This is a genomic window from Tritonibacter mobilis (genome assembly GCF_001681715.1).
Taxonomy (GTDB): domain Bacteria; phylum Pseudomonadota; class Alphaproteobacteria; order Rhodobacterales; family Rhodobacteraceae; genus Epibacterium; species Epibacterium mobile.
Window position 1 is genome coordinate 65,487 of sequence record NZ_LNWY01000019.1, and the last position, 25,587, is coordinate 91,073.

Annotated in this window: 28 protein-coding genes; 14 read left to right on the top strand and 14 right to left on the bottom strand. The window is 61.9% G+C overall.

Going from position 1 to position 25,587, the window contains the following annotated elements; all coding sequences use genetic code 11:
• Positions 1-45: 45 nt before the first annotated feature.
• From UB90_RS18280 to UB90_RS18290, 3 genes are all read right to left on the bottom strand, one after another.
• Positions 46-579: a hypothetical protein gene (locus tag UB90_RS18280; RefSeq protein ID WP_065325030.1), complete on the bottom strand. Its 534-nt coding sequence runs from the start codon at positions 577-579 to the stop codon at positions 46-48.
• A 5-nt stretch (positions 580-584) separates the two neighbouring features.
• Positions 585-1,544 (bottom strand): aspartate carbamoyltransferase catalytic subunit, encoded by a 960-nt coding sequence (locus UB90_RS18285; RefSeq protein ID WP_065325028.1) that lies wholly within the window; start codon positions 1,542-1,544, stop codon positions 585-587.
• Between the two features lie 236 nt (positions 1,545-1,780).
• Positions 1,781-2,335, bottom strand: coding sequence for a YqgE/AlgH family protein (locus tag UB90_RS18290; RefSeq protein WP_065325101.1), 555 nt, complete (start codon positions 2,333-2,335; stop codon positions 1,781-1,783).
• 179 nt (positions 2,336-2,514) lie between these two features.
• On the opposite strand from UB90_RS18290, the gene UB90_RS18295 reads away from it, so the two are divergent.
• Both UB90_RS18295 and UB90_RS18300 read left to right on the top strand, forming a co-directional pair.
• Positions 2,515-3,339, top strand: coding sequence for a protein-disulfide reductase DsbD domain-containing protein (locus UB90_RS18295; protein ID WP_065325027.1), 825 nt, complete (start codon positions 2,515-2,517; stop codon positions 3,337-3,339).
• A gap of 67 nt (positions 3,340-3,406) precedes the next feature.
• The gene (locus tag UB90_RS18300; protein WP_065325025.1) at positions 3,407-3,898 is read left to right on the top strand and encodes an NUDIX hydrolase; all 492 of its coding nucleotides are present in this window, start codon (positions 3,407-3,409) and stop codon (positions 3,896-3,898) included.
• Here the strand turns inward: UB90_RS18300 and UB90_RS18305 are convergent.
• From UB90_RS18305 to UB90_RS18335, 7 genes are all read right to left on the bottom strand, one after another.
• Positions 3,844-7,257 (bottom strand): efflux RND transporter permease subunit, encoded by a 3,414-nt coding sequence (locus UB90_RS18305; RefSeq protein WP_065325023.1) that lies wholly within the window; start codon positions 7,255-7,257, stop codon positions 3,844-3,846. The two genes, UB90_RS18300 and UB90_RS18305, sit on opposite strands and share 55 nt — an antisense overlap.
• 75 nt (positions 7,258-7,332) lie before the next feature.
• On the bottom strand, positions 7,333-8,796 hold the full coding sequence (locus UB90_RS18310; RefSeq protein ID WP_065325021.1) for an efflux RND transporter periplasmic adaptor subunit: 1,464 nt from the start codon (positions 8,794-8,796) through the stop codon (positions 7,333-7,335).
• 118 nt (positions 8,797-8,914) lie between these two features.
• Positions 8,915-9,457 (bottom strand): molybdenum cofactor biosynthesis protein B, encoded by a 543-nt coding sequence (gene moaB / locus UB90_RS18315; protein ID WP_065325019.1) that lies wholly within the window; start codon positions 9,455-9,457, stop codon positions 8,915-8,917.
• A gap of 5 nt (positions 9,458-9,462) precedes the next feature.
• Positions 9,463-10,086, bottom strand: coding sequence for a LysE family translocator (locus tag UB90_RS18320; protein WP_065325017.1), 624 nt, complete (start codon positions 10,084-10,086; stop codon positions 9,463-9,465).
• On the bottom strand, positions 10,083-10,682 hold the full coding sequence (locus UB90_RS18325; protein WP_065325015.1) for a metallophosphoesterase family protein: 600 nt from the start codon (positions 10,680-10,682) through the stop codon (positions 10,083-10,085). The genes UB90_RS18320 and UB90_RS18325 overlap by 4 nt, the downstream gene beginning before the upstream one ends.
• Before the next feature lie 24 nt (positions 10,683-10,706).
• On the bottom strand, positions 10,707-11,474 hold the full coding sequence (locus tag UB90_RS18330; RefSeq protein ID WP_065325013.1) for a uracil-DNA glycosylase: 768 nt from the start codon (positions 11,472-11,474) through the stop codon (positions 10,707-10,709).
• 60 nt (positions 11,475-11,534) lie between these two features.
• The gene (locus UB90_RS18335; protein ID WP_065325100.1) at positions 11,535-12,494 is read right to left on the bottom strand and encodes an L-threonylcarbamoyladenylate synthase; all 960 of its coding nucleotides are present in this window, start codon (positions 12,492-12,494) and stop codon (positions 11,535-11,537) included.
• Between the two features lie 209 nt (positions 12,495-12,703).
• Between UB90_RS18335 and UB90_RS18340 the strand changes: the two genes are divergently transcribed.
• The 3 genes from UB90_RS18340 to UB90_RS18350 are packed head-to-tail and all read left to right on the top strand — an operon-like array spanning position 12,704 to position 15,966.
• On the top strand, positions 12,704-14,416 hold the full coding sequence (locus UB90_RS18340; RefSeq protein WP_065325011.1) for an acyl-CoA dehydrogenase: 1,713 nt from the start codon (positions 12,704-12,706) through the stop codon (positions 14,414-14,416).
• The gene (locus UB90_RS18345; RefSeq protein ID WP_065325009.1) at positions 14,416-15,459 is read left to right on the top strand and encodes an MBL fold metallo-hydrolase; all 1,044 of its coding nucleotides are present in this window, start codon (positions 14,416-14,418) and stop codon (positions 15,457-15,459) included. The genes UB90_RS18340 and UB90_RS18345 overlap by 1 nt, the downstream gene beginning before the upstream one ends.
• A 45-nt stretch (positions 15,460-15,504) precedes the next feature.
• Positions 15,505-15,966 carry a DUF6173 family protein gene (locus tag UB90_RS18350; protein ID WP_005675718.1) on the top strand — a complete coding sequence of 154 codons (462 nt, stop codon included), beginning with the start codon at positions 15,505-15,507 and terminating at the stop codon, positions 15,964-15,966.
• A gap of 232 nt (positions 15,967-16,198) precedes the next feature.
• On the opposite strand, the gene UB90_RS18355 is transcribed toward UB90_RS18350, so the two are convergent.
• The gene (locus UB90_RS18355) at positions 16,199-17,485 is read right to left on the bottom strand and encodes an Nramp family divalent metal transporter (RefSeq protein ID WP_065325007.1); all 1,287 of its coding nucleotides are present in this window, start codon (positions 17,483-17,485) and stop codon (positions 16,199-16,201) included.
• Between the two features lie 168 nt (positions 17,486-17,653).
• Between UB90_RS18355 and mntR the strand changes: the two genes are divergently transcribed.
• The 3 genes from mntR to UB90_RS18370 all read left to right on the top strand — a co-directional run bounded on the left by mntR (position 17,654) and on the right by UB90_RS18370 (position 19,016).
• Positions 17,654-18,088, top strand: coding sequence for a manganese-binding transcriptional regulator MntR (gene mntR / locus UB90_RS18360; protein ID WP_009175563.1), 435 nt, complete (start codon positions 17,654-17,656; stop codon positions 18,086-18,088).
• Between the two features lie 142 nt (positions 18,089-18,230).
• Positions 18,231-18,365, top strand: coding sequence for an aa3-type cytochrome c oxidase subunit IV (locus tag UB90_RS18365; protein WP_005629607.1), 135 nt, complete (start codon positions 18,231-18,233; stop codon positions 18,363-18,365).
• Positions 18,366-18,392: 27 nt separating this feature from the next.
• The gene (locus tag UB90_RS18370; protein WP_009175758.1) at positions 18,393-19,016 is read left to right on the top strand and encodes a hypothetical protein; all 624 of its coding nucleotides are present in this window, start codon (positions 18,393-18,395) and stop codon (positions 19,014-19,016) included.
• Between the two features lie 102 nt (positions 19,017-19,118).
• Here UB90_RS18370 and UB90_RS18375 read toward each other — a convergent pair whose 3' ends face one another.
• Positions 19,119-19,463, bottom strand: coding sequence for an AzlD domain-containing protein (locus tag UB90_RS18375; RefSeq protein ID WP_065325005.1), 345 nt, complete (start codon positions 19,461-19,463; stop codon positions 19,119-19,121).
• On the bottom strand, positions 19,460-20,188 hold the full coding sequence (locus UB90_RS18380) for an AzlC family ABC transporter permease (RefSeq protein WP_065325003.1): 729 nt from the start codon (positions 20,186-20,188) through the stop codon (positions 19,460-19,462). Before UB90_RS18380 ends, UB90_RS18375 begins: the two co-directional genes overlap by 4 nt.
• 25 nt (positions 20,189-20,213) lie before the next feature.
• On the opposite strand from UB90_RS18380, the gene UB90_RS18385 reads away from it, so the two are divergent.
• The 6 genes from UB90_RS18385 (at position 20,214) to UB90_RS18405 (ending at position 24,821) form a co-directional block, all read left to right on the top strand.
• Positions 20,214-21,125, top strand: coding sequence for a formate dehydrogenase accessory sulfurtransferase FdhD (locus tag UB90_RS18385; RefSeq protein WP_204161360.1), 912 nt, complete (start codon positions 20,214-20,216; stop codon positions 21,123-21,125).
• 121 nt (positions 21,126-21,246) lie between these two features.
• Entirely contained in the window at positions 21,247-21,414 is a 168-nt protein-coding gene (locus UB90_RS22870; RefSeq protein WP_157888770.1) for a hypothetical protein, read from the top strand.
• Positions 21,415-21,605: 191 nt separating this feature from the next.
• Entirely contained in the window at positions 21,606-22,244 is a 639-nt protein-coding gene (gene mobA, locus UB90_RS18390; protein ID WP_065325001.1) for a molybdenum cofactor guanylyltransferase MobA, read from the top strand.
• Positions 22,241-22,732: a molybdopterin-guanine dinucleotide biosynthesis protein B gene (mobB, locus tag UB90_RS18395; protein ID WP_065324999.1), complete on the top strand. Its 492-nt coding sequence runs from the start codon at positions 22,241-22,243 to the stop codon at positions 22,730-22,732. The genes mobA and mobB overlap by 4 nt, the downstream gene beginning before the upstream one ends.
• Positions 22,733-22,752: 20 nt before the next feature.
• Positions 22,753-23,565 carry a molybdopterin guanine dinucleotide synthesis gene (locus UB90_RS18400; protein ID WP_065324998.1) on the top strand — a complete coding sequence of 271 codons (813 nt, stop codon included), beginning with the start codon at positions 22,753-22,755 and terminating at the stop codon, positions 23,563-23,565.
• Positions 23,562-24,821, top strand: a complete 1,260-nt coding sequence (locus tag UB90_RS18405; protein WP_065324996.1) for a molybdenum cofactor synthesis domain-containing protein — start codon at positions 23,562-23,564, stop codon at positions 24,819-24,821. The genes UB90_RS18400 and UB90_RS18405 overlap by 4 nt, the downstream gene beginning before the upstream one ends.
• A 236-nt stretch (positions 24,822-25,057) precedes the next feature.
• Here the strand turns inward: UB90_RS18405 and UB90_RS18410 are convergent, their stop codons facing one another.
• A complete protein-coding gene (locus UB90_RS18410) occupies positions 25,058-25,570 on the bottom strand; it encodes a GNAT family N-acetyltransferase (RefSeq protein ID WP_065324995.1) in 513 nt (170 codons plus the stop codon).
• Positions 25,571-25,587: the final 17 nt, after the last annotated feature.

The following is a 25,587-nucleotide window of genomic DNA, read 5'->3' on the forward strand; positions in this document are numbered from 1 at the left end:
CCGGGTCCTTCGCAAATGTCGGGCGGGCAGGGGGGCAGGGCGCGGTCATGTGGCCAGCGCCCAGATCAGCAGGAAAATCAGCAGCATCACCACTGCAAACAAAGACGCTCCGATGCGTCGGGCGCGGTTGCGGGCGTCGCGGGGCGATGTGCGCAGGGACGGCTGGGCCGCATCGCTTGGGATCGCGCCGGGGGCGGACCAGTCGGTTTTGACCTCGCCGAGACGCGCCACCAACATGAGGCTGCTGGCCGGGGTCAGCCGGGTCTCTGCCCCGTCAAAGGCGCGGGCGCGCAGCACCAGAACCCAGCCGCTGAGACCATCCAGAGCCATGCCGTGTGCGGAAAGATCAGCCTCGGAGACCCCCATGCCCTCGCGCAGATACCCCAGCAATCCCAGACCTTCGAGGTCCTCGACGGGGAAGATCTCCGCTTGCCCCATGTCCAGTGCGGGCAGGCCCAACACTTGCGCCAATGCGCCATCTTCGTCGCGCAGGAATTTTGCCTGCTCTACCGGCATCTCGAGGGTAAAGACCAGCACCTGATCGCGGGCACCCTTGGGGATTTCGATCACATCACCCATCGCGCTCAGGACGCCTCGGCCTGACGGATGCTACGCAGGTTACGCGCCAGCAGGTCCATCGCGGCCATGCGCACGGCCACACCCATCTCCACCTGTTCCTGAATGACGGAGCGTTTGATGTCATCGGCGATGGTGCCGTCGATCTCCACGCCGCGATTCATCGGGCCCGGGTGCATGACGATGGCGTCGGGCTTGGCCAGCGCCAGCTTTTCGGCATCCAGCCCGTAGCGATAGAAATATTCGCGTTCCGAGGGGATGAAACCGCCGTCCATACGCTCCTTTTGTAGGCGCAGCATCATGACCACATCGACGTCCTTCAGCCCTTCGCGCATGTCGTCATAGATTTCGGCGCCAAACTCCGCAAATTGCTGCGGCACCAACGTGGGCGGGCCGATCAGGCGGATGCGGTTTTCCATCTTGCCCAGCAGGATCAGGTTCGACCGAGCCACCCGCGAGTGGGTAACATCACCGCAAATCGCGATATTCAGCCGGTGCAGCCGCCCTTTGGCGCGCCGGATCGTCAGCGCATCCAGCAGCGCCTGCGTCGGATGCTCGTGCCGTCCGTCGCCGGCGTTCAGTACCGCGCAGTTCACCTTTTGCGCCAAGAGATCCACCGCGCCGGAATGCGGGTGGCGCACCACCAGCAGATCGGGGTGCATGGCGTTCAGCGTCATGGCGGTGTCGATCAGGGTTTCGCCTTTTTTGATCGAGGACGCCTGCATCGCCATGTTCATCACATCCGCGCCCAGACGCTTGCCCGCCAGCTCGAAACTGGCCTGGGTGCGGGTGGAATTTTCAAAGAACATATTGATCTGGGTGAGGCCGGCCAGCGCCTCGGAGTGTTTCTCGGTCTGCCGGTTCAGCGCGACATAGTCTTCGGCCAGATCCAGAATGGCGGTGATCTCATGTGGCCGAAGCGGCTCGATCCCGAGGAGGTGAGATTGGTCGAAAGAGGGGGGCTGCATGGGCGAACTCCGCGCTGTTTCGGCCCTTATAGGAGGGCTGTGCCTATGGGGCAAGCGGTGGTCAGGACCGCGTGGGCGGCTCTGCAAAAATTGTCGTTAGAGAGGCCAGCCTAGCGCCAGGATGCGCGCCGCGTCAGCGGCGCCCGGCCCAACGGGAGGGAATGCATCTTTGATGCAGATCCGACGGGCGGGAGCGCTACGGTTTCGAGTTTTGTCTGTCGCCAGCGGCCAAGATCTCAGGCATGGCCTGCATCCATCGACAGGTTCAGCGGGGTCACACCCAGACTGGCCAGTGCCGCTTCCCACTTGGTGTCCGCAGTGTCGGTAAAGATCATTTCCGGCTCGGCATCCGTGGTAAGCCAGCCGTTTTGCGCGATCTCGTCTTCCAACTGCCCCGGTCCCCAGCCTGCATAGCCCAGCATCACGAGATACCGCTCAGGCCCGCGTCCTTCTGCGATGTCTTCCAGAATATCCAATGTCGCGGTCATGGAGAATCCGGGCTTTACCGGCAGCGAATTGACAGTGGAGATATATTCATCCGAGTGCAGCACAAATCCGCGCTGGGTTTCCACTGGCCCGCCAAAATAGACGGGCGCACTTGCGATGGCGGGTTCGATATCGATTTCAAGCTGATCCATCAGGGTTTGCAGCGCCACGCCGGGCGCGAGCTTGTTGATGATCAGCCCCATCGCTCCCTCATCCCCGTGCGAACACAGGAATACCACCGAGTTGTCAAACCGGGGATCCCCGATTCCCGGCATGGCGATCAGCAACTTACCTGTCAGTTCCATGTGACTGCCTCTGTTGCGGCGCGTGGCCTTTCCACCCAGCATGACGCGCAGGCGCGACACTTGCAACCCTGCCTCCGCCTCTGGGAAATTCACTTTCCATGTCACGATTGAGTTATTTTACGCGCGCCTCTCTGGGTTGTGACTTGGCTTTAACGACGCAAGCGGCAATAGCTTCGGGCATGATTTCGATACTTCGCTCCTGCCTCGCGCCTGCTTTGCTCGCCTGTGCCACTTTGATTGTGGCTCCGGGCATCGCCTCGGCGCGTGAAAATCTGGATAAGCTTGTCTCGATTGAGGTGCTGGATGGCGGCCCGACGCAGAATGGCCGCTATATGGGCGCTTTGCGTCTGCGGCTTGCAGAGGGGTGGAAAACCTACTGGCGCGCGCCGGGCGATGCGGGCATTCCGCCGCAGTTTAACTGGCAAGGGTCGCGCAACGTCGCCGATCTGCGCATCACATGGCCCACGCCCGAGGTGTTCCTGACCTCTGGAATGCGCACCATCGGGTATCACGATGAACTGGTGCTCCCGATTGAAATCACCCCCAAGACACCGGGCCAGCCGATCCGCATCAAGGGCCGGATGGAGTTGGGTCTGTGCAAGGATGTTTGCATCCCGTCCGAACTGCGCTTTGACCATCGCGCCGACCTCGCCGCCGGACGCCATCCCGCGATTGCCGCGGCACTGGCCGCGCGACCCTACACGGCGGCCGAGGCTCAGGTGCGCGGTGTGACCTGTCACCTTTCGCCAACGCCATATGGTATGAAAGTGTCGGCTCGGATTTCCATGCCCTCTGTGGGCGGTGAGGAATACGCGGTGATCGAAGGGGGAGGTGCCTTGGTTGCGACAGAGACCAAATCCTGGCGCGAAGGTCGCGAATTGGTGGCCGAGGCTGAGCTTTTGCCTGCAAGCAACGGTCCCGTTGCGGTTGACCGCTCCGCCCTGCGCTTTACGGTGCTGGGCAAATCACATGCGGTAGACATCCGAGGCTGTACTTCGGGCTAAAGGCTTGGTTCTTGCCAGGTCCATGTTGTCGCCGCGTCCTTTGTGTCGACAGAAGGCCCTTATCCTGATGACTGATATTACCCCGGCCCCACCGCGCCGACCGATCCTTGGCGCTCTTGGGGTCGTTTGCGCCCATATCGAGGGTGAGGATTGCGTGATCCTTGTGAAGCGCAAGAACCCGCCCAATGCGGGCACATGGGGGTTTCCCGGTGGTCATGTGGAACTGGGCGAAACAGCCGCCGAGGCCGCCGCGCGGGAGCTTTTTGAAGAAACCGGCGTTATCGCAGAGCCCGGCGCGCAGTTGATGACGCTCGACGTGATCCCGCGCAATGCCGATGGCTCGGTGGGCGGGCAGTATTTTCTCGTGGCGACGCTGTGCCATTATATGTCTGGCCAGCCAGTTCCTGATGATGACGCGCTGGAGGCTCGTTGGGTGCCGGTTGCGCGGATCGAGGACCTGGGCCTTGAGTTGCTGGACCGGGTGGCGGATCTGGCGCGAATGGCTCAGATCGCTCGGCGAGAAGAGTCCCGCGTGGCTCCCAACGCGCCGATTACATAAGTCAGCAACGCCAAGATCATCATACCGCCGAGGCACAAAAGCAGCGCGGCCCGGAGGGGGTCTATATCCGTCATCCATGGCAGTGCTTTGCGCAGCACCGCAGGCAACAGACCCGTTGCCATGGTCCAGCCCAGCGTACAAGCCAACCATACAAGTTGCACAATCCCGCTAAGCGCGATCAGCGCCCGCAAGCGGCGTGCCCCGGCATGTTGCCCGGCGGCCATGGCCCGCTTCAGCGACTGCATCGGGCGGGCAATGTCGGCCTGTATCGCCACCAATGCGGGCACCACCAGCAACACGAGGAACATGCCAAATCCAAGGCCATAGACCAGCGTGATGACGGTGGGTTTCAGAAACTGCGCCTGTTGCGAGGTCTCATACATCAGCGGCGCCAGCCCCAGCACGGTCGTCAGCGTGGTCAGCATCACCGGCCGCAACCGGTCCGCCGCCCCATCTATGATCGACGGGATCAACCCGCGCTCCTGCGCGTATTCGTCGATGGTCGAGACCAGCACGATGGAATCGTTGATGATGATCCCGGTCATCCCCAACAGCCCCACGACGGTGAACATGCTCATCGGCAGCTCCCACAGGTGGTGGCCCCAGATGGTCCCGACGAGGCCAAACGGGATGATCGCCATCACCACGATCGGGCGCGTCCAGCTGGAGAAGATCCAGCACAGCACCAGATAAATTCCGGTGAGGCACAGGATCAGCCCGGTGCGCGCATCGCTTAGGAACTCGTCCTCCTGTTCGCTGAGACCCGACAGACGGAACTCGATCTGGCGCTCCTCGGCGATCTTGGGCAGGATCTCGGTTTCCAGCGCCGCGATGATGGCCTCGGCCTGCACCGGATCATCCTCGGAAATGTCGCCGGTAACGGAAATCAGCCGCACCCCGTTTTCGCGCCGTACCGTTGAGAACCCGGTGCGCTGGCTGACGGTCACGACATCCGCAAGCGGCACATAAATCCCCGACGGCGCGCGCATCTGCGTACGTTCCAGAAAGTCCGCTGTCAGCTCGCCTTCGGGGAGTTCCACTCGGATCTGGGCAGAGCGCGGCCCGTCTGGGTATGTGGCAGCCTCTATCCCGTTCAGACGCCGCCGCAGGGCCTGACTAAGGTTTTCAATAGTGAAATTGAGCGCCTGACCCTGCGGTGTAAGATCCAGAACCAGCTCTTCCTTGTCATAGGCGAGGTTGTCCTCCACCGCCGAAACCTCGGGATAGCGGGTCAGCGCGGCTTTCAGATCTTCTGCGGCGGCCTTCAGCGTGGTGACATCGGCGCCATAGAACTGCACATCCAGCGCATCACCGCCGGGACCAGAGCGCCAGCCACGGAAGGACACCACCTCGGTCAGGGGCAATTGCACCACGCGCTCCTGCAACTCGCCCACAAAGGCAAAGCTCGAATAGGGGCGCAGGTCCGCATCGATCAGCTCGATGGCGATGCTGCCCAAGAGGTCGCTGTCCTTGGTTTCAGTCCCCGCAAGGCCCCGGCCCGTGTTGCCGCCCACTTCGGCCATGACAAAATCGACAGGATTGCGGCCATAGCGTTCCTCATATTCCGCTCCCAACACCTCGACCGTGCGCTGAAATTCACGCATCTGCTCCAGCGTATCGGCGCGGGTGGCACCTTCGACCATGGCAAAATTGCCGGACACCGATGCCCGCTCCGGCGCGTTGAAGAACCGCCAGCTGACATCGCCCTTAATGAACAGCGCCATCTGGCTGGCCAGCAGCACAAAGGCGCCCGCCACCACCACGTAGCGCGCTCGGACCACACCGACCATCAGCGGCCGGAACAACTGGCCCCGGCACCAGCGAAAGCCCCGGTTCACCACCCGGTTTGGCGCATCATACCAATGCCGCTCGCTGGTGTGGGCCAGGGCGTGCGCCATATGGTTGGGCAGGATCAGGAAACATTCCATCAGGCTCGCCGCCAGCACCGCAATGACGGTAAAGGGAATGTCGGCGATCAACTCGCCAAACCGCCCGCCAATTGCGGTCAGGCCAAAAAAGGCGATCACGGTTGTAAGCGTCGCGGCGAAGACCGGCATCGCCATGCGCCGGGCAGCGTTTTCGGCGGCGATCATTGGCGGCTCGCCCAAGCGGCGGGCGCGGAAATCTGCGTGTTCGCCCACCACGATGGCGTCATCCACCACAATCCCCAGCGTGATAATCAGGCCAAAGAGCGAGATCATATTGATCGTCAGCCCGCCGATATACATCAGCGCAATGGCGGCAAACATGGCCGCCGGGATGCCAGCGGCCACCCAAAATGCAATGCGGGCATTGAGGAACAAAAACAGCAGGATTACCACCAGCCCGAGGCCCATCAGCCCGTTGTCGACCAGAATATCGAGCCGCCCGGTGATTGCCTCGGCACGGGTGCGAATAAGCGAAACCTCCACCCCCTGCGGCAGCGACAGGTTCATCTCGGCCACGACGTCCTCGACCTGCCGCTGGATCTTGATTGCATCGCCCTGATCAGAGCGGTCCACCCGGATCGACATGGCCCGGTTCTCGCCGACAAAATAACTGCGCTGACGATCCACGCCCTCGACCCGGATTGTGGCCACGTCGCCAATCGTCAGCGCCGATCCATCCGCCTCGGAGCGCAGGACGACCGCCTCCAGTTCCTCGGGTGTGCGTTTCTGGGTGCCGGTACGCACGCGGGCGTTTGCGCCCTCGACCTCGCCCGCCGGGTTGATCTCCACCTCGGCGGCGATCACCGACGCAATCTCCGCCATGGTGATGTCATGGGCAATGAGCTGACTGGAGGGCACCTCGACAATGGTGCGGGGGGCGGCGACACCGCGAATGGTGGTGCGGGTGACGCCCACCTCAAAAAGCCGCAGGATCAGCTCATCCGCCAACAGCCCCAGTTGCTGCGCCCCGACCGGGCCAGTGATGACGATATCGGTGACCCGGTCACGCCAGATCGCGCGCTCGACCTCCGGATCTTCGGCGTCTTCGGGCAGGGTGGTGACCGCATCGACCGCGTTTTGCACATCATCGGTGGCGCGCGCCATGTCCCAGCCGGGTTCAAAGTCGATGTCGATCACCGCGCGTCCCTCGCGCGAGGATGATCGCGTGTCCTCAACACCGTCGACGGCCAGCAGGGCAGGTTCCAGCGCCTGTACGATGGCGCTGTCGACATCCTCTGGTCCCGCACCTTCCCAGACGATGGAAACATCGACAGATTCCACAATCACATCGGGAAAGAACTGTGCCCGCATATTGGGAATTGCAGCTGCGCCCAACACCAGAAGGAGCATCAGCAACAGGTTCGCCGCCGTGCGGTGGCGGGTGAAATAGCTCAGGATGCCGCTGGCCTTGTCGGTCGATTTGCTCGCCATGAGAATTCACCTGTTGCTGTCGCTTATGAGGGCCTGCCCCACGGCGAACGGTGGACTTGCGGCTGAGGTCGCCCCTCAGCCGCCCCTGTTCTGTTCAATTCGGTCGATAAGCGTGGCAGGAACCCGCGGCTGATCGAGCTGCGCCAGCACACGCGTTTTCACCGCGCTTGGCATACGGCCATTATCGGTAACGATGGCTTTCAACTGGGCGCGGCGTTCATCTGTCAGCTCGATGAGGTCAGGTTCCACCGCTTGCGCGGCGTTGTCCGCGCCCTTGGTCAGGGGGCGGACTTTAATACCGGCCCCCAGCAAGGGAGTGCGTCCGGTGACCACTTGGCGACCATTCAGCCCATCACCACGCACGAGGATCTCATCTCCCTGACGGCGCACCAATTCCACCTGTACCTCTTCAAGACGATCATCATCGCCCAAAACCAGAACGGTTTGACGCGAATCCATCGCTGAGGCTGGCAACCGGGCCAGATTGGCGATCACCGGCTCGCGCACCGTTACGGTGACGAAATCGCCGGGTTTAAAGCCCGTGGCATTGTCCATGCGGGCATAAATCAGACGTCCAGACTGGCCATCCCCGACCGCACCACTGGCCCGCACAAGCATGCCCTTCGCCTCGATCCCAGCACCAGCAGCGTCCAGTGTCACAGTGACCTCTGCCGGGATAAGCTGGCCAGTGTCCTCTAGCAGCCGCGCATATTGTGCCGTGGAGACGCGAAAGGCGACCTCCAGCAGGTCCGGATCAACCAGTTGCGCAAGGATTTCATTGGCCGAGACCAGTCGCCCCTCGACCAGCGTCACCGCTTGTAATGTGCCGGTAAAGGGCGCCGTGACGGTGGTGTCTTCAAGGGTGCGCTGCGCCTCGTCCAGCGCGATTTGCGCCCGCGCCACGAGGGTTTGTGCCTGATCCACACGGGCCTCGGCCTGACTTACGGCCTGACGACGGGTGATCACTGCCTGACGGGCGCTGGTGGCGGTCAGCTCTGCCGCCTCAACCGAGGCTTCGGTGCCGACGCCGCGCGATTTCAGGTCCACTTGCCGCTGATACGCCCGTTCCTGTAATTCGGCCTGCATCTGCGCGGTTTCCAACTCGTCCATCGCAAGCCCAAGGGCGCGTCCCGCATCGCGGCTCTCCGCTTCTGCATCCATCATGTCTGCTTCGGCGCGGGCCAGCGTGGCCTGTGCGTCGGCCTTGTCTATTTCGACCAGCGTGTCACCCGCAGTGACGCGACCGCCGTCCTGAAACCCCTCTGCCAGCGAAATGACGCGGCCTGAGACAGCGGCGCGCAGTTCAAGCGTGCGGCGGCTCTCAACATGGCCAAATCCCGTGAGTTCAGGGCGTTCTTCTCCCAGTGAGGCCGTGATCACATTCACCGCAAACACCCGTTCGCGTGCGGGCGGCGCGCGCCGCTCTTCTGCGAGGCTGTCCTGTATGGCTGAACTGATCAGTTGCAGCGCAAAAAGCGCCAGCGCAATCGTGAGGCCAAGCAAGAACAACCCCGTCACGCTGTGTCGCAGAAATCGCATCCTCATCCCTTTCGGCTGGCCCGGGTGCGTCCCGGCTGGCCATCTGATGTGTGTCACGCAAAGACCGCGCAAATATAGCACGAACCATATGCTTTACGCTCTTATACGTGACGGCAGATCATTTCCGTCGCAAATGTTCGTCAAGTCTGGGCAAAATTTCTACGAAATTGCAGGGGCGATGCCGGTAATCGAGCTGTTTTTGCAAAATTTCATCCCAGGCATCTTTGCAGGCACCGGGGCTGCCGGGCAGCGCAAAGAGGTAGGTGCCCTGCGCAACCCCGCCTGTTGCGCGGCTTTGTACGGCTGAGGTGCCGATCTTTTGCATCGAGACAATGGTGAACACGGTGCCAAAGGCGTCGATTTCTTTTTCATAGACATCGCGATGCGCCTCTACCGTGACATCACGCCCCGTAAGCCCGGTGCCGCCGGTAGAGATCACCACATCCACGTCTGGGTTTGCGCACCATTGACGCAATTGATCGGCGATGTCGGCACGCTCGTCCGGCAGGATCTGGCGGTCGGCGAGGGTGTGACCCGCTGCCTGAAGCCGGTCAACCAACACCTGCCCCGAGCGATCCTCATCAAGGCTGCGGCTGTCGGAAACCGTCAGAATGGCGATACGGACCGGGATGAATTCCTTGCTGTCATCAATGCGAGACATGGCTCTCAGGCCCTTTCCAATAGCGCAAGCCGCACTGCGAGGCCTGCAAAAATTCCACCTGTGATGCGGCTCATCCAGCGCGCGGCGCGTCCGCCTCCGGCAAAGAGTGCGCGCGCCCGTCCGGCAAAGACGCCAACACCGCCGTTGATCATCACTCCGCCCAGTCCGATGATCGCGCCGAACACCAAGAACTGACCCAACACCGATCCGGCCTCAGGTCGGATGAATTGCGGCACAAACGCCAATACGAACAGGATCACCTTTGGGTTTGTGAGGCTCACCATCAGCCCGGCACGAAAGGCGCGTGATGCACGCACTGCCTGACCGGGGGGCTGCGCGCCGCCGGGGTGCATGATCGCGCCCCACGCCAGATAAAGCAGATAGGCCACGCCGACCCAGCGGATGATATCAAACAGCGCCGGTTGTGCTGCGACCACTGCCGCAACGCCAAGCCCGGCCAGCGCCACATGCACCATGCCGCCCGCCGCCACGCCAAGGCTTGCGGCAATGGCAGGGCGCGGGCCGGATTTCAGCCCTTGCCCGAGGCAGAACATCATATCCGCACCGGGGGTGACGTTGAGCGCGAGCGCGGCTGGGACAAATGCGGCAAATGTGGAGAGCGCAATCATTGCGACACCTCAAACCAATTGGGCGTCGGGCCAAGGTTGGCGCATTGCGTCGCTCCGATCTGACCGCGATAGCCCCAGCAATCATGCACATGGCCATAGACCGCAAGTTTCGGCTGCAAGGTCTGGATCGCGGCGAGGATGCTTTCGGAACCAATCGACAGCCCCGCTGACGTGGTATCGCCTGCGTCTTTTGGTGGCGAATGCGTCACCAGAATGTCGATCTCGCCCGCTTTGGCCAGTTCCCGCGCGGCGGCGCGGTCAGAAAGATCAAAGGACCAATCGCCAAAGGGCGTCTCCGGGATGCCACCGCCAAGACCAAAGATGCGCAGCCCTTCGACCTCTGCGGCCTGACCATGCAGCACGGTCATGAAGGGCAGGGCACATCCATGCAGCTCTTCGGCGCTTTCGGCGTTGCCGGGCACCACCACCATGGGGGCAGCAATACCGGCAAGCATCTCCATCGCGCGCGGCAGGCCTTGGCGTGTGTTGCAGAAATCGCCAGCGCCAATCACCAGATCCGCCCCGACACTGGCGGTGACCAGATCTACGGCCAACTCCTCGACCAGATGCAAATCGGAAAATGCGAGGATTTTCATGGGCAAGGGTCCTTGATGCGGTGGTCAGTTCTGACTGTTGAGGCGTGCGCGCAATTCCAGCAAATCGGCCCAAGCCTGTCGCTTGGCAGAGGCTTGTCGCAACAAATAAGCAGGGTGGAACATTGGGATCACCGGCTTGCCCCAGGCTTGGGCCCAATTGCCGCGCAGCCGCGTGATGCCCCGTTTGCCCAGTACGGCCTGACAGGAGATATTGCCCATCAACACCAGCACGTCTGGTTGCGCCAGCGCCACATGGCGCTCGAGGAAGGGCACCAGCATCGCAATTTCTGCAGGCAGCGGGTCGCGGTTCTGAGGCGGACGCCACGGTAGCACATTGGTGATATAGACGTTCTCGTTGCGGCTTAGGTCAATGGCGGCAAGCATTTTGTCCAGCAACTGCCCGGCGCGGCCCACAAAGGGTTTGCCTTGCAGATCCTCGTCCCGGCCCGGTGCTTCGCCAATGATCATCACACGCGCACCGGCCTGACCATCTGAGAACACCAGATTGCGCGCCCCGCGTTTGAGGTCGCAATGTTCGAAAGTCTCAAGAGCGGCCCGCAAGCTTGGTAGTGCATCAGCGGATTTGGCGAGTTTTGCAGCTTCGGCCACGGGATCGACCGATTTGGGCTTCACCGGGGCGGGCGGGGCCTCCGCTCCGCGTGCGGCTTTAGGCTTTTGGTCCTGTAGCTCGTACCTGTTGATGGGCGCATCCATCATGGCTTCGGTAGCGCCAAGCTCTACCTGCCACTCCAACAGCGCCTTTGCGCTCCAATAATCCAGCTCCGATTCCATGGCTCACACAGTAGACCGCTGCTGAACAAAGGAAAACGCCCATTGCGCCTCGGGTGGCATTCAGCTGTCGCGCGGGGCTGCAGCGCGGCGCAGGCGGTCGTTTATCGCGATGCCAAGGCCATGTTCCGGCACCGGAGCCACCGCAATCGGGCGCTCCATCGCATCGAGTTGGTGCAGATACCCAAAGAGATTCGCCGCCGCCTCATTCAGATCACCACTGGGCGAGAGGTTCAGATCAAACGCACCCGGGCCAAACCCCAGCGACACTTCACCGGGGGCAAAATCGCGCGCCGCCAGTCGCACGCTGGCGTTTGGTGCGTAATGGGATTGCAACTGCCCCGGCGCGGTCAGGGGATCTGCGGCGTTTCGCTCGGCCAACCGATAGCCAAGGGTGGTCTCAATATCCTCAGCCGCCAGCCCACCGGGGCGCAACAGCACAGGGGCATCCCCCGCCAGCCCGAGGATGGTGGATTCCACACCAACCCCACAGGGACCATCGTCAAGGATCGCGGCGATTTTACCTCCGAGGCCTGCGCGGACATGGGCGGCGGTTGTCGGGCTGATCCGGCCTGATGGATTGGCCGAGGGGGCTGCAATGGGACGGGCCACCGCTGCCAGAAGATCACGCGCGCAGGCTTTGGCCGGGACCCGCACCGCCAAGGTATCAAGACCTGCGGTCACCAGAGGCGACACAGGGTGATCCGGGCGCAATGGCAAAACCAGCGTCAACGGGCCGGGCCAAAAGGCTGCCGCCATTGCTTCGGCCCACTCATTCCACTGCACCAAGGTCTGCGCCGCCGCAACATCAGCCACATGGGCAATCAGCGGATTGAACGATGGCCGCCCTTTGGTGGCGTAGATCGCTGCCACCGCCGCGCCATTGGTGGCATCCGCGCCAAGGCCGTAAACAGTCTCTGTTGGGAATGCCACCAGCTGGCCTGCCGCAAGCAGTTCCGCGGCACGGGCAATGCCCTCGGGCGCTGCGGTCAGCGCTTCGGTGTTATGTGTGGCATCGGTCATGGTGGGGTACATCTCGGGGTAAAATTCAGGCTTGGCCGTTCCGTCACTTCCTCGGTGACGCCGCGTTTTGATTGCGCTGCCGCCGGGGCTGTTTACGAAATCGACCAAGGCACAGTAAATAACGGCTCGCAGTCCGGAAGCCAAGCGGCTCCGGTCTTGGGTCTGAAGGCTGCGCCATGACGCCCGCCAGGATGAGAAGAGGTCCCCCGATGAGCTACCGCGCCCCCGTTTCCGAGTATCAGTTCCTGCTGCAGCAGATCCTTGGCTATGAGCAGATCACCGCAACGGAGCGTTTCGCCGAAGCGGACAATGATCTGATGGCCGCGATCCTCACGGAGGCGGGCAAGATGTGTGACGAGGTGATGGCCCCTCTGCAACGCGGTGGAGATCTGGAACCGGCGCGGCTGGAAAATGGCGTCCTGCGGACCTCACCGGGGTTTGGTGACGGCTACAAGGCCATCGCCGAGGGCGGCTGGATCGGGATGAGCGCAGACCCCGAATATGGCGGGATGGGGCTGCCGATGTCGCTGACCACCTCAGTCAATGAGATGATGTCGGGTGCGTGCCTTAGCCTGCAACTGGCCCCGCTCATGAGCCAAGGCCAGATTGAGGCGCTGGAGCATCACGCCTCTGATGCACTGAAGGCGCTGTATCTGCCCAAGCTGATCTCAGGTGAATGGGCGGGCACCATGAACCTCACCGAGCCGCAGGCGGGGTCTGACGTGGGGGCGCTGTCGTCAAAAGCAGAAGACAACGGCGATGGCACCTATGCGGTCTCCGGCCAGAAGATCTTCATCTCCTGGGGTGATAACGACTTTACCGAGAATGTCTGCCATCTGGTGCTGGCGCGGCTGCCGGATGGGGTGCCCGGCACAAAGGGCATCTCGCTCTTTCTGGTGCCCAAATACCTGCCCGACGAGAACGGTAACCTCGGCAAGGCCAACAGCCTTAAGGTGGTCAGTCTCGAGCATAAGATGGGCCTGCATGGCTCCCCCACCTGTGTGATGCAATACGACGGTGCCACCGGCTGGCTTGTGGGCAAGGAACATGGCGGCATGGCGGCGATGTTCACCATGATGAACAACGCCCGTCTTGGCGTGGGCGGTCAGGGTGTTGGCGCAGCCGAAGGCGCCTATCAGCACGCGCTGGCCTATGCGCTCGATCGCAAGCAGGGCAAGACCCCGGTCGAGGGCGGTACGGGAACCATTGTAGACCACGCCGATGTGCGCCGGATGCTGATGGAGATGAAGGCGGATGTCTATGCATCGCGCGCGATCATGCTGGCCTGTGCGGGGGCCATCGATATGGGCACCGCCACAGGCGACGCCGAATGGAAAACCCGCGCGGCTTTCCTGACACCCATTGCCAAGGCCTTTGGCACCGAGACCGGCATCCGTGTGTCCGAGCAAGGCGTGCAGGTGCATGGCGGTATGGGCTTTATCGAGGAAACAGGTGCGGCGCAGTTTTACCGCGACGTGCGGGTCACGGCGATCTATGAGGGCACCAATGGTATTCAGGCCATGGACCTTGTGGCGCGCAAGATGATGGACGGCGGCGAGATGGCGCATCGCCTGATCGACGAGATCGAGGAACAGGCCGAGCGAGCCCGCCCCACGCACCCCAATATGGCCGAAGCCGTCTGGCAGGCCTGCGAAACCCTGCGCGAGGCCACCGAATGGCTGGTCGAAGCGGATATGCAGGACCGCTTTGCCGGGGCGGTGCCCTACCTGATGGCCTTTGCCCGCGTTTTGGGCGGGCACTATCACCTTGCGGCGGCCTTGGCGGACAAAGGCGGTGCGCGTGAGAAACTGGCGCGGTTCTACATCAAGCGCATGTTGCCCCAGCACGCAGCCTATCTGATCCACGCCCGCGAAGGCGCTGCGGGGGCCTTTGCCCTCACCGCAGAAGAGCTGGCAAGCTGATGGTTTCCGTCGCCGACGTGGCCCCCCGCACTCCGTGGGAAGAGCCGCCCGCACAGGGCGACGCCATTGAGGTCGCCGAGGGCGTTCTCTGGATGCGCCTGCCGCTGCCGATGAAACTCGATCACGTCAACGTCTATGCCTTCGACGAGGGAGATAGCTGGACGGTGGTGGATACTGGCATGTCCTCAAACAAGACCCGCCGCATCTGGGAGCAGTTGATGGCGGGGCCTCTGGGCGGCAAACCCGTGCGCCGGGTGGTGGTGACCCATCACCACCCCGATCATATCGGCAATGCGGGCTGGTTTCAGTCCGAACACGGCGCGGAGCTGGTCACCACCCGCACGGCCTGGCTGTTTGCCCGTATGCTGACGCTGGATGTGCAGGAGGAATGGCCTGCGGAAACACTGGCCTATTATCGCAGCGCCGGCATGGACCCGGAAACCTACGAGACGCGCAAGGCCGACCGGCCCTTTAACTTTGCCGATACGGTCTACCCGATGCCCTTGGGCTTTACCCGCGTGCAGCAGGGCGATGTGTTTCGCATGGGTGGACGCGACTGGGACGTGCATATGGGCAATGGTCACGCGCCGGAGCACGCAACCTTCTGGAGCCGGGACGATAACCTCGTGCTGACCGGCGATCAGGTGCTGTCCTCCATCAGCCCCAATATCGGCGTCTATGCGACCGAACCCGAGGCCGATCCGCTGGCGGAATGGCTGGAGGCTTGTGAGCGACTGGCGGCATTGGCGCGCCCCGAGCATCTGGCGCTGGGCGGGCACAAGCTGCCGTTTACCCGGCTGCCGCTCAGGATGCGGCAATTGATCGACAATCACCACGGCGCGCTGGAACGGTTGATGGAGTTTCTCGAGACCCCCAAAAGTGCAGCGGAGTGTTTTTCTGTCTTGTTCAAACGCACCATTGGACCGGGCGAATACGGCCTCGCGCTGGTCGAGGCGGTGGCCCATGTCAATCATCTCTACCGCACTGGCCAAGTCTCGCGCACACGGCGCGATGATGAGGCTTGGGTTTACCAACGGCGCTAAGCCTGCCACCTTGGGTGAAATATCGACGACCCAAGGACTTTTCCAATGGATGACAAGATTTCCACCAGTGCCGAAGTGGCAGAAGCGGCTGCACTGCCATGCCACCGCGAAGTGCATACAGATCCAGATGCGCCCGCCGCCCTGACGGACGTGCCTGCCCCGATGCAGAAGGTGCCAGCGCCTGAACAAAAAAGCGAGGCGCGCTGGGCCTACGAACGTCTGATTCTCTACATCCAGAACTTTGAAAAGACGCTCGACGGCGAACACGAGGTTGCCATGGGGTTTGCAGGCGGCGATGCAGGTGTGCTGCGGATCGAGGGCATGGGCTATTTCGATCCCGATATCATCACTTTCTACGGCAGCGACACGCGTGGCGCTAAAACGCAGCTAGTTCAGCATGTAAGCCAACTGAATGTTATTCTGCGGGCGATGCCCAAGCCGAAACCGGAAGAACCTGCGAAACGCATCGGATTCCGGCTGGTGGCAGAACTGGAAGATCAGGTCTGAAACAGCGCGTGAAGCGCGATGTCGCCCGCGACTAAGCTGTGCCTTCCGCTCCGGGGCATTGAGGTATTGCGCTTTGCTTTGCAAATCGCCGCCCCTGCCGGGCCCAACGCTTTTGCGGGAGGCTCTGCCTCATGCACAAAGGGGCGGGAGCGCTCCGCGTATTGACGCGAAGCTGTGTGGTTTAAGGTGAGCGGCTGAGGTGTTGCCCGCTTGGGTCTATGCGAGAATGGACTTACTCGAGAAACGGGATGCTTGCGCCAAACACATCCGCAAGCAGCACGAAATTGAGCCCCAGAACCGCGCAAGATCCAAGCGTTGCCAGCACACGCAGCAGCGGGCTGATTGCGAAGGCCCCCATGATATCGCGGCGCGCTGAAAAGTAGAGCAAGGCGAGCATTGGCACCGGCAGTGCGATCGACAGCACCACCTGCGACAGAACCAGCGCCTGCGTGGCGTTGACGCCTGCGGCCACCACGGCAAAGGCCGGCAGCATCGTGATCAGCCTGCGCAGCCAGATCGGAATGCGGATGTGCAGGAAGCCCTGCATGATCATCTGGCCAGCCATGGTGCCGACCACCGAACTGGATATCCCCGACGCAATCAGAGATGTCAGGAAAAATCCGGCCGCTGCGGCCCCCAGCAAAGGGGTGAGCATATAATAGGCGGTCTCGATCTCGGCCACTTCGGGATTGCCTTGGTGGAACGCACTTGCGGCCATCACCACCATCGCCACGTTGATCATCCCTGCGACAGCCAGCGCCAGCACCACTTCGATATTGGAATAGCGCAACAGTTTTCGGCGGTCGCCGTCATCACGCACCTCAGCCCGCGATTGGGTCAGACCGGAGTGCAGGTAGATCGCATGCGGCATGACCGTAGCACCGATGATTCCAACGGCGATGGTCAGTGCCATACTGTCGGGCAATGCAGGGGTCATCAGCCCGACGCCAAGTGCCGCCCAATCAACAGGAGCAATCAGCATCTCCGCCAGATAACACAGCCCGATCACGCCGACGAAAGCTCCGATAATCAACTCCATCGGGCGGAAGCCGCGGTTTTCAAAAATCAAAATACCGTAGGTCACAACCGCGGTGATCGCCATGCCCACCACAAGCGGCAAATCAAACAGCAGTGAGAGTGCAATCGCGCCGCCCAGAAACTCTGCAAGGTCCGTGGCCATGGCTGCAACTTCGGAGATCGCCCACATCACCCAAACCAGTGGGCGGGGCAGATTGTCGCGTGAGACCTCGGCCAAATTCTTTCCCGTTACGATGCCGAGGCGCGCCGAAAGCGCCTGAAAGAGCATCGCGATAAGGTTCGCCAACAGCACAACCCACAATAGTTTGTAACCATAGCCCGCGCCGGCCTGAATGTTGGTCGCATAGTTTCCGGGGTCCATATAGGCGACCGAGGCGATGATTGCGGGCCCCGCGAACAACAAGCGGCTGCGCAGACCACGCGCGTCACCGCGCAGCACGGCAGCTATTCCGCTGCGCGTGCGATGGGTCAGGTCAGACATTGGGGATGACTCCATTAAATTTACACAAATATAGCCATGGCTATAACTTGGTTATCTGGCAATAAGGTGTAGCATCAACTTTTCGTGTGACATCGCGCTGAACCAATTGGTGTGGAAAACAGCATCGGCTTTGCTATATGTTGGACCTCCAACCAAGAGACTGCTGCCTTGCCCGATACTTTCCTTGATAAAGACCAGCCTGCGAACCGGTTTGCGCGTGCCAGAGAAGCACAGGCCGCTGCCGTTCTCGAAGACTATGTTGAGATGATTGGCGATCTTATTGAGGAGTTTGGCGAAGCGCGGGTGGCAGATATCGCAGCCCGCATGAGCGTCTCTCAACCTACCGCCACCAAATCGATAGCACGCCTCAAACGCGAGGGGCTGGCGATGTCACGTCCGTATCGCGGTGTGTTTCTGACGGAAGAAGGCGCAGCGCTGGCGACGCGGGTGCGCGCACGGCATCGGACAATCGTTGAATTTCTGGTGAAGACAGGTGTGCCACGCGACATCGCCGAACTTGATGCGGAAGGGATCGAGCATCACGTGTCGCAGGTCACATTGGAAGTGTTTGAGCGCGCCCTTCAGGCCCGTGGTGGGGATTAACCCAGATACGATTGCTAAAGCGCGATGCCGCTGGGTTTAGAAGGTATTCCTTCTCGCTTCTTCTCTCCAGTAGGGTGGTGACAGCGGTTTTGAAATCCAGTATCACCGCTCGCAAGCACAAGTCGCGAACAGGACCAAAGATATGGCTGAACATAAGCACGGCACCATGGACATCACCGTTCAGGAACAAACTTACACAGGGTTTATGACCTTCGTGACCCGCTTCTGCATTGCGATGGTGTTTTTCGCTTTGTTCCTCGCGATCTTCGCCACCTGATCTCACCAGATACCGGAGCAATCCTCCATGCGGACCCCGATCCTGATTCTTGCGCTTTGCGCAGCTCTTGCGGGGTGCGCAGCGCCTCAGCGGCCGGACGCCGACCCTGAAGCGATCGCGCGTGTCGCCTATCGGGACGCAGGGCAGCCATCGATGACCCTGATTACCGTGGTGAATAACCGAACCGGGCAGGGCGGTCATACCGGGCTGATGATCAACGCCTCCGAACGGATCATTTTTGATCCGGCGGGGTCGTTCTACGCCGATGTGGTGCCAGAGCGCCAAGACGTGCTGTACGGCATTACGCCGGGGGTCTTTCAGGCGTATCGCAGCGCACATGCGCGCTCCACTTTTCATGTTGTGACTCAGAAAATCCAGCTGACACCTGAGCAGGCTCAGATCGCTTATCAGCTGGCGACAAGCAATGGCCGTGTGTCGGGAGCGTTTTGCTCAAACGCGACCTCTTCGCTGTTGAAACAAATTCCCGGCTTTGAGAGTATTGATGTGACCTTTTATCCGGTGAAACTGCAGGAGCAATTTGCGCAACTGCCCGGGGTTGTTACCGACAAATACTACGAAGATGACAGCGATGACCTCAAAGCAGGGCTTGCTGCAGGGAATGCCACGCTCAACGCGACGGCGGGCGGCTGATACATCGCAATACTGCCATTCCCAAGATGGTAAAATTCATAAGGCGTCGCAAGTGCGACGCCTTCTTAAGTTCTGCAGTCTGCGTTCTGAGCGACGAGGACCTCAGCCGAAGAGATACATGAGGGTCCACAGGCTGCAGGCCCCTGTCACCATGGCAAGCAACACGTTCTTGCTGAACACGGCCACAGCAAAGGTCAGGGCAGCGGCGGCAAAATGAATGAGGCTGGGTGCGCCATCGGTTGGGGCGGGCCAGACCACCAGCGGGGCCACAAGGGCGGGAATAATCGCCACTGCCGTATACCGCAGGTGCCGCATCAGCCATGCAGGCATCGCGCGATTGCCGACCAGACCAATAAAGGCAAACCGCAGCGCATAAGAGCCGACGGCCAGCCCAACGATCACCAGCCAGAGCGTGGTGCGATCAAATGCCATCTCAGTGCCTGTCATTGCTCTGCCTCCGCTGCAGCGCTTTTGCGCTCAAACCACACTTCGGCCTGTGCGCCCGCCATCATTCCGGCGATCCCGGCAATGATCAGCCCAAGGTTATATGGCATCAAGGTTGCCGGCAGTGATACCGCGCAGGCCGTGAAGCAGGCGACCACATGCGCTGGTGTGCGCAGCATCGGCCCGATCATTGCAAGAAACGCGATGGGCAACACGAAATCCAACCCCAGACTGTCCGGGATCGAGGCTCCGACCAAAGCGCCAGTGATGGTTGCCGCCATCCATGCCGGGGCCACCAGCCCATTGGTGCCAAAGAAATACGCCATCCGCTCGCGGGTGCCCCACTCTGCGCGGCGTTCAAATTCGATCATCGACAGAGCATAGGCTTGATCCACGGTTAGATAGGCTGCACAGGCCCGCTGCCACAGCGGCGCATCGCCCAGATACGGTGTGAGGGAGGCCGAATACATCGCCACCCGCAGGTTTACCGCCAGTGCCGAGATCAGCACGATCAACGTCGGTGTATGTTCCTGCATCAACTGGAGCGCGGTAAACTGTGCAGAGCCTGCAAAGACCGCAAGCGAGAAAGACATTGCTTCGAGCACATTGAGCCCGGCCTCTGCGGCGAGCACGCCGAACAGCAGTCCAAACGGGCCAGAGACCAGTACAAAGGGTGCGCTGTCGCGAACACCTTTCCAAAATGCGGATTTCGCGGTGGAGATTGTCATGGCGGGGCCTTAGGTTACGTTGCACATGGCTACGCGGGTTGAAGGATCTTGGCAATTGTCAAAGCTTAACGTGTCAACGGAATATCGTATTGCACCGGACCCCGGCAACCCGCGTCTGACTCGCAAGGTCACCGGCGTTGATCACCTTGGTCAAGAGGCCGAGATTTCGGTGGTCGAGGAGCGCCCGCTTACGATCTATCTGAACCGGCAAGAGATCGTCACCGCCATGACCATTGGCGACTACCCGGAGTATCTGGCGCTGGGGTTTCTGAAAAACCAGGGCATGCTGAGCGCTGAGGATGTCGTGACCCGCGTCGACTACGACGAAGAGGTCGAGACGGTCGTGGTCCGCACCGAGGTCGAGACCTCGCATGAAGAAAAGCTCCAGAAAAAGACTCGCACCTCGGGCTGCGCGGTGGGCACGGTCTTTGGCGATATGATGGCGGGGCTGGAGGGCGTGACCCTGCCCGCAACACCAGTGAAGACCTCGTGGCTCTATGCGTTGGCGCATGAGATCAACCGCACGCCTTCGCTCTATCTGGAGGCGGGGGCCATTCATGGCACGGTGCTGTGTCATCAGGACCGCCCGCTGGTCTACATGGAGGACGTGGGGCGCCACAATGCGGTGGACAAGATCGCGGGCTGGATGCTGTCGGAGCGGGCAGAGGCATCGGACAAGATCCTCTATACCACCGGGCGGCTGACCTCGGAGATGGTGATCAAGACCGCGATGATGGGCATCCCGGTGCTGGCCTCGCGCTCTGGCTTTACCGCATGGGGCGTGGAAATCGCGCGGCAGGTGGGGCTGACCCTGATCGGCCGCATGCGCGGGCAGCGATTTGTCTGTCTGGCGGGCGAAGAGCGTCTGCTACGCGACGTGGACCCAAGCGCCATGCCGGAAGAAGACAAGAAACACCGCCGCAAGAGTGCGGATTGACCGCGCGGGGGGGGCAGCGCGCCTCAGGGCCATCGAGGCCCCTCGGCGCGCGTCGCGGCTGTGCCGCTTTGGGCGCAGTGCCGCGAGCGGATTTGAATAATATCAACAAGCGAGAGGTAAGATGATCGAAGCGTTCGACAGCTGGTTTGTGCCAGTTCTCTTTCTCGCGGTCATGATCGCTGTCGTCGGCCTGCAGTTCTGGGCGATGTTTCGGTACTGGCGCCCTGTTGCCTTGGAACTTGGCGTTTCTTTCATGGACCGATCCGCGTCGCGCAGCGTCATCCTCTGAGGGATCTCTGGCGGCTCGTCCTCCCTTCATGCCTTGGTCGCGCAATGCAGATGGGCGTTTGCCGTATCCTATGCGATGTGCTTTGTGTTTATTTGGATTGTTCTCGGAACGGATGGATCGGTGTTTCTTTTGGCTTGTCTGATTGTGAGCGTTGTACTCTCAAAACCTTATGATGTTGAAGGAGAGTCAACATGACCCAACCCCTCGGAGTGATCCTTGCAGGCGGTCTCGCCACCCGGATGGGCGGTGGTGACAAGGGGCTGTTGTCCCTTGGCGGTCAGAGCCTGATGGTGCGTGTCATCGACCGGCTGTCACCGCAAGTGCGTCAGATGGCGCTGAATGCCAATGGCGATGGGGCGCGGTTTGACGACTTTGGGCTGCCGGTCATCCCGGACAGTATCGAAGGCTTTGCGGGTCCGTTGGCGGGGGTTCTTGCGGGTCTCGATTGGGCGGCGGAACAGGGGGCGGAGGCGATTGTCACGGTGGCGGCTGATACGCCGTTTTTCCCGCATGATCTGGTGGCGCGGCTGGTCGCGGCCTCTGATGGGCAGAGCCATCCGCTGGTTCTGGCAACCACCCCCAAGAGCGGCGATGAGGTGCTGAAATCCGGCGGTAAGGGGCGGGTGAACCGCCACCCGACGTTTGGTCTGTGGCCGGTTGCCCTGCGCGATGATCTGCGCGCGGCACTCACCGGCGGTTTGCGTAAGGTAGTCCTGTGGACCGACCAGCACGGCGGGCGCGAGGCCCTGTTTGAGGCGGAGCCCTTTGATCCCTTCTTCAACGTCAACACGCCCGACGATCTGGCGCGGGCAGAGGGCCTGCTGCAATGAAACTCTATGGCGTGACGGGCTGGAAGAACAACGGCAAGACCGGGCTGATGGAGCGCTTGGTGGCGGAGTTCACCGCACGTGGTCTTACGGTCTCGACCCTCAAGCATGCCCATCACGCCACCGATGTGGACCAGCCCGGCACGGACAGTCACCGTCACCGTGTTGCGGGCGCATCAGAGGTGGTGCTGGCCTCGCCCAATCGCGTCGCCATCATGCAGGAGCTGCGCGGCGCGCAGGAACCCTCATTGACGGAGCTCCTCGCCCGGATGCGACCGGTCGATCTGATCTTGGTCGAAGGCTATAAGCGTGAGACCCATCCAAAGATCGAAGTGCACAGGGCGGAGGCCTCGACAGCGCTGATCGCGCCAAACGATCCGACCATCCGCGCGGTGGCGTCTGATACGGCGTTGGAGCTTGATCGCCCTGTCTTTGATCTCGATGACACGGCGGTGATTGCCGATTTTATCGCGGCGGAGCTGGGGCTCTGAGGAGCTTTGATACTTTTGTCATGGTCGATTGGTCCGGGGGCAACGACACCGGACCGCGCCCGCGCAAGGATGCCATCTGGGCTTGCGTGGCGCGCGGGGGCGCGGCTGAGGCCCCTGTCTACCTGCGCAATCGCGCGTTGGCGCAGGAATGGCTGGTGGATCTGATCGAAACCGAACTGACAGCGGGCCGCAGGGTGGCGCTTGGGTTCGATTTCCCGTTTGGCTATCCCGTAGGATTCGCCGAGGAGATGACGGGCAGACCCGACCCGCTGGCCTTGTGGCAGTGGTTCGCTGACCGGATCGAGGACGCACCGAAGGCGAACAATCGCTTTGATCTGGCAGGTGAGATCAACCTGAGCCTTGGGTCGGGACCGCAGAGGCAGGGTCCGTTTTGGGGCAAAGGGTTGAGGCGTGACATTCCCGGCCTGCCGCGTCGCAAGGTGCGTTATCACAACCCCTTTGCGGATCGTCGAGCGGTGGAACATCGCGCCAAGGGCAGCTTCACGTGTTGGCAGATGTCTGGTGTGGGTGCGGTTGGCGGGCAGATCATGATGGGCCTGCCGGTGCTGCACCGCCTGCGCGCAGGGTTTGCGCCCCATGTGACGGTTTGGCCGTTCGAGCGGCTCGATACGCCGGTCGCGCTGTTGGAAATCTGGCCGTCGCTCACGACCCCTCCGGCCCCCGATGGGTGGATCAAAGACGCCTGGCAGGTGCATAGCGTGGCGCTGGACCTCGCCCGTCGCCCTGTGGCAGACCTGAACCGATATCTGAACGTGACCGCCCCCATTGCATTGGAAGAGGGCTGGATCTTCGCCGTGGAGCCTGACCGATGACCCTCACACCGCCGCCTCTCAGCAATGATTGTTTCGCTTTGCCGCAAGGGGTGAACTGGACGCCCGTGGACGAGGCGTTGGCACTGTTGCGTGGCCGTCTGTGGCCAGTGACCGGGGCGGAGGCCGTGTCCTTGTCCGAGGCGCCGGGGCGTGTCCTTGCCGAAGATGCAATTGCGCTGCGCTCCAATCCGCCACAACCCAATACGGCAGTGGATGGCTATGGCTTTGCCGGTGGGCGGTCTGAGGGGGCGCATGTGATGCCGCTGGTGGCGGGGCGTGCAGCTGCCGGGGTGCCGTTTAACGGCGCAGTGCCACCCGGACAGGCGATCCGCATCCTGACGGGTGCGGCGCTGCCCGAGGGGGTTGATACGGTGATCCTTGAGGAAGACGTGCGCACGGACGGGGTCTCTGTGGCCTTTTACGGGCCGCTGAAATCGGGGGCCAATACCCGTAAGGCGGGCGAGGATGTGGCCGCAGGCGATGTAATCCTGCCCGCAGGCCGGGTGCTGACTCCAGCGGACCTGGCGCTGGCCTCTGCCACCGGGCTTGCCGAGCTTCTGGTGCGCAAACCTCTGCGGGTGGCGGTGATCTCCACCGGCGATGAACTGGTGGAGCCCGGCGCGGCAGCAGGCCTTGGCCAGGTCTACGATGCCAACCGTCCGATGTTGCTGGCTCTGATCCAGCAGTTCGGTTTTCAGACGGTGGATATGGGGCGGATCAAGGATGACCGCGCCGCGCTCGGCGAAGCCCTTGATCAGGCCGCAGCGCAGGCGGATGTGATCTTGACCAGCGGTGGCGCCTCGGCGGGGGATGAGGACCATGTGTCGGCTCTGCTGCGCGAGGCTGGCGCGATGCAGGAGTGGCGCATCGCGCTGAAACCGGGCCGCCCGCTGGCGCTGGGAATGTGGCAGGGCACGCCGGTCTTTGGCCTGCCGGGCAATCCGGTGGCGGCGCTGGTCTGTACATTGGTGTTCGCCCGCCCCGCGATGGGGCTGATGGCAGGCGCCGGTTGGGCAGAGCCACAGGGGTTTGAGGTGCCAGCCGCCTTTGCAAAACGCAAGAAACCGGGGCGGCGGGAGTATCTGCGCGCGCGTATGCGGGCAGGCCGGGCGGAGGTGTTTAAATCCGAAGGCTCAGGCCGGATATCGGGCCTCAGCTGGGCCGAGGGCCTGGTGGAGCTACCCGACGGGGCCGCCGAGATCGCGCCGGGGGATCCTGTGCGATTTATCCCTTTCGCCAGCTTTGGCATGGGGTGACAGGGCGGGCGGGGGCACTCCCGCCGAGCGCGGCGGCATCACAGATGCCACCACCCCCGTTTGGGCCCGGCAGCGCGCCCTGCGGGCGCGCTGTGGGTTGCGTTTGAATCACCCCTATCGCTATAAATCGCGGGCCGCGTCCGCAGGGCGCGCCGGGCCCAACGGGAACGGCTGCATTTACAATGCGGCTGTGACGGGCGGGAGCTTCCCCGTCCTTGCGCCCCCGGTCAATGTCATCAGGGGGCCAGCGCCCGCGCAAAAACATCGTTTTGATAGGCCTGATCCTCAATGCAAAACTGCGTGATGCCGATCCGTTCAAAGCCCTGAGCGAGATAGAAGGCGATAGCGGGCGCATTCTCAGAGTTGGTGGTAAGCCAGACCGAAGCAGCTCCCGCCTCCTGTGCGGCCCGCATGCCTGCCAACAAGAGCGCGCGGCCAATGCCCTTGCCATGATGACGAGGCTGCACGTAGAGCGTGGCGACCTCGGTTTGGTGGTCGCCCGCCAGCGGGTCCGGGCAGCGGTGCGACACCCGGATGTAGCCATCAATGCCATCTTGGTTCTGCGAGACGGTGATGTTTTGATCCGCCGCTTGGATCAATGCCTCCAGTCGGGCAGGCGTAAACTCCGAGAGCACATAATCCGCAAAATGCGCGTTGATCCCTCGGCGCAAGTAAGTGCCGATCCAAACCTCCAGCGACAGGGCCGCAAGGCTTGACGCATCCTCGGGTCGGGCCGGGCGCAGGGTCATGCGCGGGCTATCCCTCG

What these genes read in the sequence shown, in the direction of transcription:
- UB90_RS18280 (WP_065325030.1), bottom strand. Translation starts at nt 579, where the DNA reads ATGGGTGATGTGATCGAAATCCCCAAGGGTGCCCGCGATCAGGTGCTG.
- UB90_RS18285 (WP_065325028.1), bottom strand. Translation starts at nt 1,544, where the DNA reads ATGCAGCCCCCCTCTTTCGACCAATCTCACCTCCTCGGGATCGAGCCG.
- UB90_RS18290 (WP_065325101.1), bottom strand. Translation starts at nt 2,335, where the DNA reads ATGGAACTGACAGGTAAGTTGCTGATCGCCATGCCGGGAATCGGGGAT.
- UB90_RS18295 (WP_065325027.1), top strand. Translation starts at nt 2,515, where the DNA reads ATGATTTCGATACTTCGCTCCTGCCTCGCGCCTGCTTTGCTCGCCTGT.
- UB90_RS18300 (WP_065325025.1), top strand. Translation starts at nt 3,407, where the DNA reads ATGACTGATATTACCCCGGCCCCACCGCGCCGACCGATCCTTGGCGCT.
- UB90_RS18305 (WP_065325023.1), bottom strand. Translation starts at nt 7,257, where the DNA reads ATGGCGAGCAAATCGACCGACAAGGCCAGCGGCATCCTGAGCTATTTC.
- UB90_RS18310 (WP_065325021.1), bottom strand. Translation starts at nt 8,796, where the DNA reads ATGCGATTTCTGCGACACAGCGTGACGGGGTTGTTCTTGCTTGGCCTC.
- moaB (WP_065325019.1), bottom strand. Translation starts at nt 9,457, where the DNA reads ATGTCTCGCATTGATGACAGCAAGGAATTCATCCCGGTCCGTATCGCC.
- UB90_RS18320 (WP_065325017.1), bottom strand. Translation starts at nt 10,086, where the DNA reads ATGATTGCGCTCTCCACATTTGCCGCATTTGTCCCAGCCGCGCTCGCG.
- UB90_RS18325 (WP_065325015.1), bottom strand. Translation starts at nt 10,682, where the DNA reads ATGAAAATCCTCGCATTTTCCGATTTGCATCTGGTCGAGGAGTTGGCC.
- UB90_RS18330 (WP_065325013.1), bottom strand. Translation starts at nt 11,474, where the DNA reads ATGGAATCGGAGCTGGATTATTGGAGCGCAAAGGCGCTGTTGGAGTGG.
- UB90_RS18335 (WP_065325100.1), bottom strand. Translation starts at nt 12,494, where the DNA reads ATGACCGATGCCACACATAACACCGAAGCGCTGACCGCAGCGCCCGAG.
- UB90_RS18340 (WP_065325011.1), top strand. Translation starts at nt 12,704, where the DNA reads ATGAGCTACCGCGCCCCCGTTTCCGAGTATCAGTTCCTGCTGCAGCAG.
- UB90_RS18345 (WP_065325009.1), top strand. Translation starts at nt 14,416, where the DNA reads ATGGTTTCCGTCGCCGACGTGGCCCCCCGCACTCCGTGGGAAGAGCCG.
- UB90_RS18350 (WP_005675718.1), top strand. Translation starts at nt 15,505, where the DNA reads ATGGATGACAAGATTTCCACCAGTGCCGAAGTGGCAGAAGCGGCTGCA.
- UB90_RS18355 (WP_065325007.1), bottom strand. Translation starts at nt 17,485, where the DNA reads ATGTCTGACCTGACCCATCGCACGCGCAGCGGAATAGCTGCCGTGCTG.
- UB90_RS18365 (WP_005629607.1), top strand. Translation starts at nt 18,231, where the DNA reads ATGGCTGAACATAAGCACGGCACCATGGACATCACCGTTCAGGAACAA.
- UB90_RS18370 (WP_009175758.1), top strand. Translation starts at nt 18,393, where the DNA reads ATGCGGACCCCGATCCTGATTCTTGCGCTTTGCGCAGCTCTTGCGGGG.
- UB90_RS18375 (WP_065325005.1), bottom strand. Translation starts at nt 19,463, where the DNA reads ATGACAGGCACTGAGATGGCATTTGATCGCACCACGCTCTGGCTGGTG.
- UB90_RS18380 (WP_065325003.1), bottom strand. Translation starts at nt 20,188, where the DNA reads ATGACAATCTCCACCGCGAAATCCGCATTTTGGAAAGGTGTTCGCGAC.
- UB90_RS18385 (WP_204161360.1), top strand. Translation starts at nt 20,214, where the DNA reads ATGGCTACGCGGGTTGAAGGATCTTGGCAATTGTCAAAGCTTAACGTG.
- UB90_RS22870 (WP_157888770.1), top strand. Translation starts at nt 21,247, where the DNA reads ATGATCGAAGCGTTCGACAGCTGGTTTGTGCCAGTTCTCTTTCTCGCG.
- mobA (WP_065325001.1), top strand. Translation starts at nt 21,606, where the DNA reads ATGACCCAACCCCTCGGAGTGATCCTTGCAGGCGGTCTCGCCACCCGG.
- mobB (WP_065324999.1), top strand. Translation starts at nt 22,241, where the DNA reads ATGAAACTCTATGGCGTGACGGGCTGGAAGAACAACGGCAAGACCGGG.
- UB90_RS18400 (WP_065324998.1), top strand. Translation starts at nt 22,753, where the DNA reads ATGGTCGATTGGTCCGGGGGCAACGACACCGGACCGCGCCCGCGCAAG.
- UB90_RS18405 (WP_065324996.1), top strand. Translation starts at nt 23,562, where the DNA reads ATGACCCTCACACCGCCGCCTCTCAGCAATGATTGTTTCGCTTTGCCG.
- UB90_RS18410 (WP_065324995.1), bottom strand. Translation starts at nt 25,570, where the DNA reads ATGACCCTGCGCCCGGCCCGACCCGAGGATGCGTCAAGCCTTGCGGCC.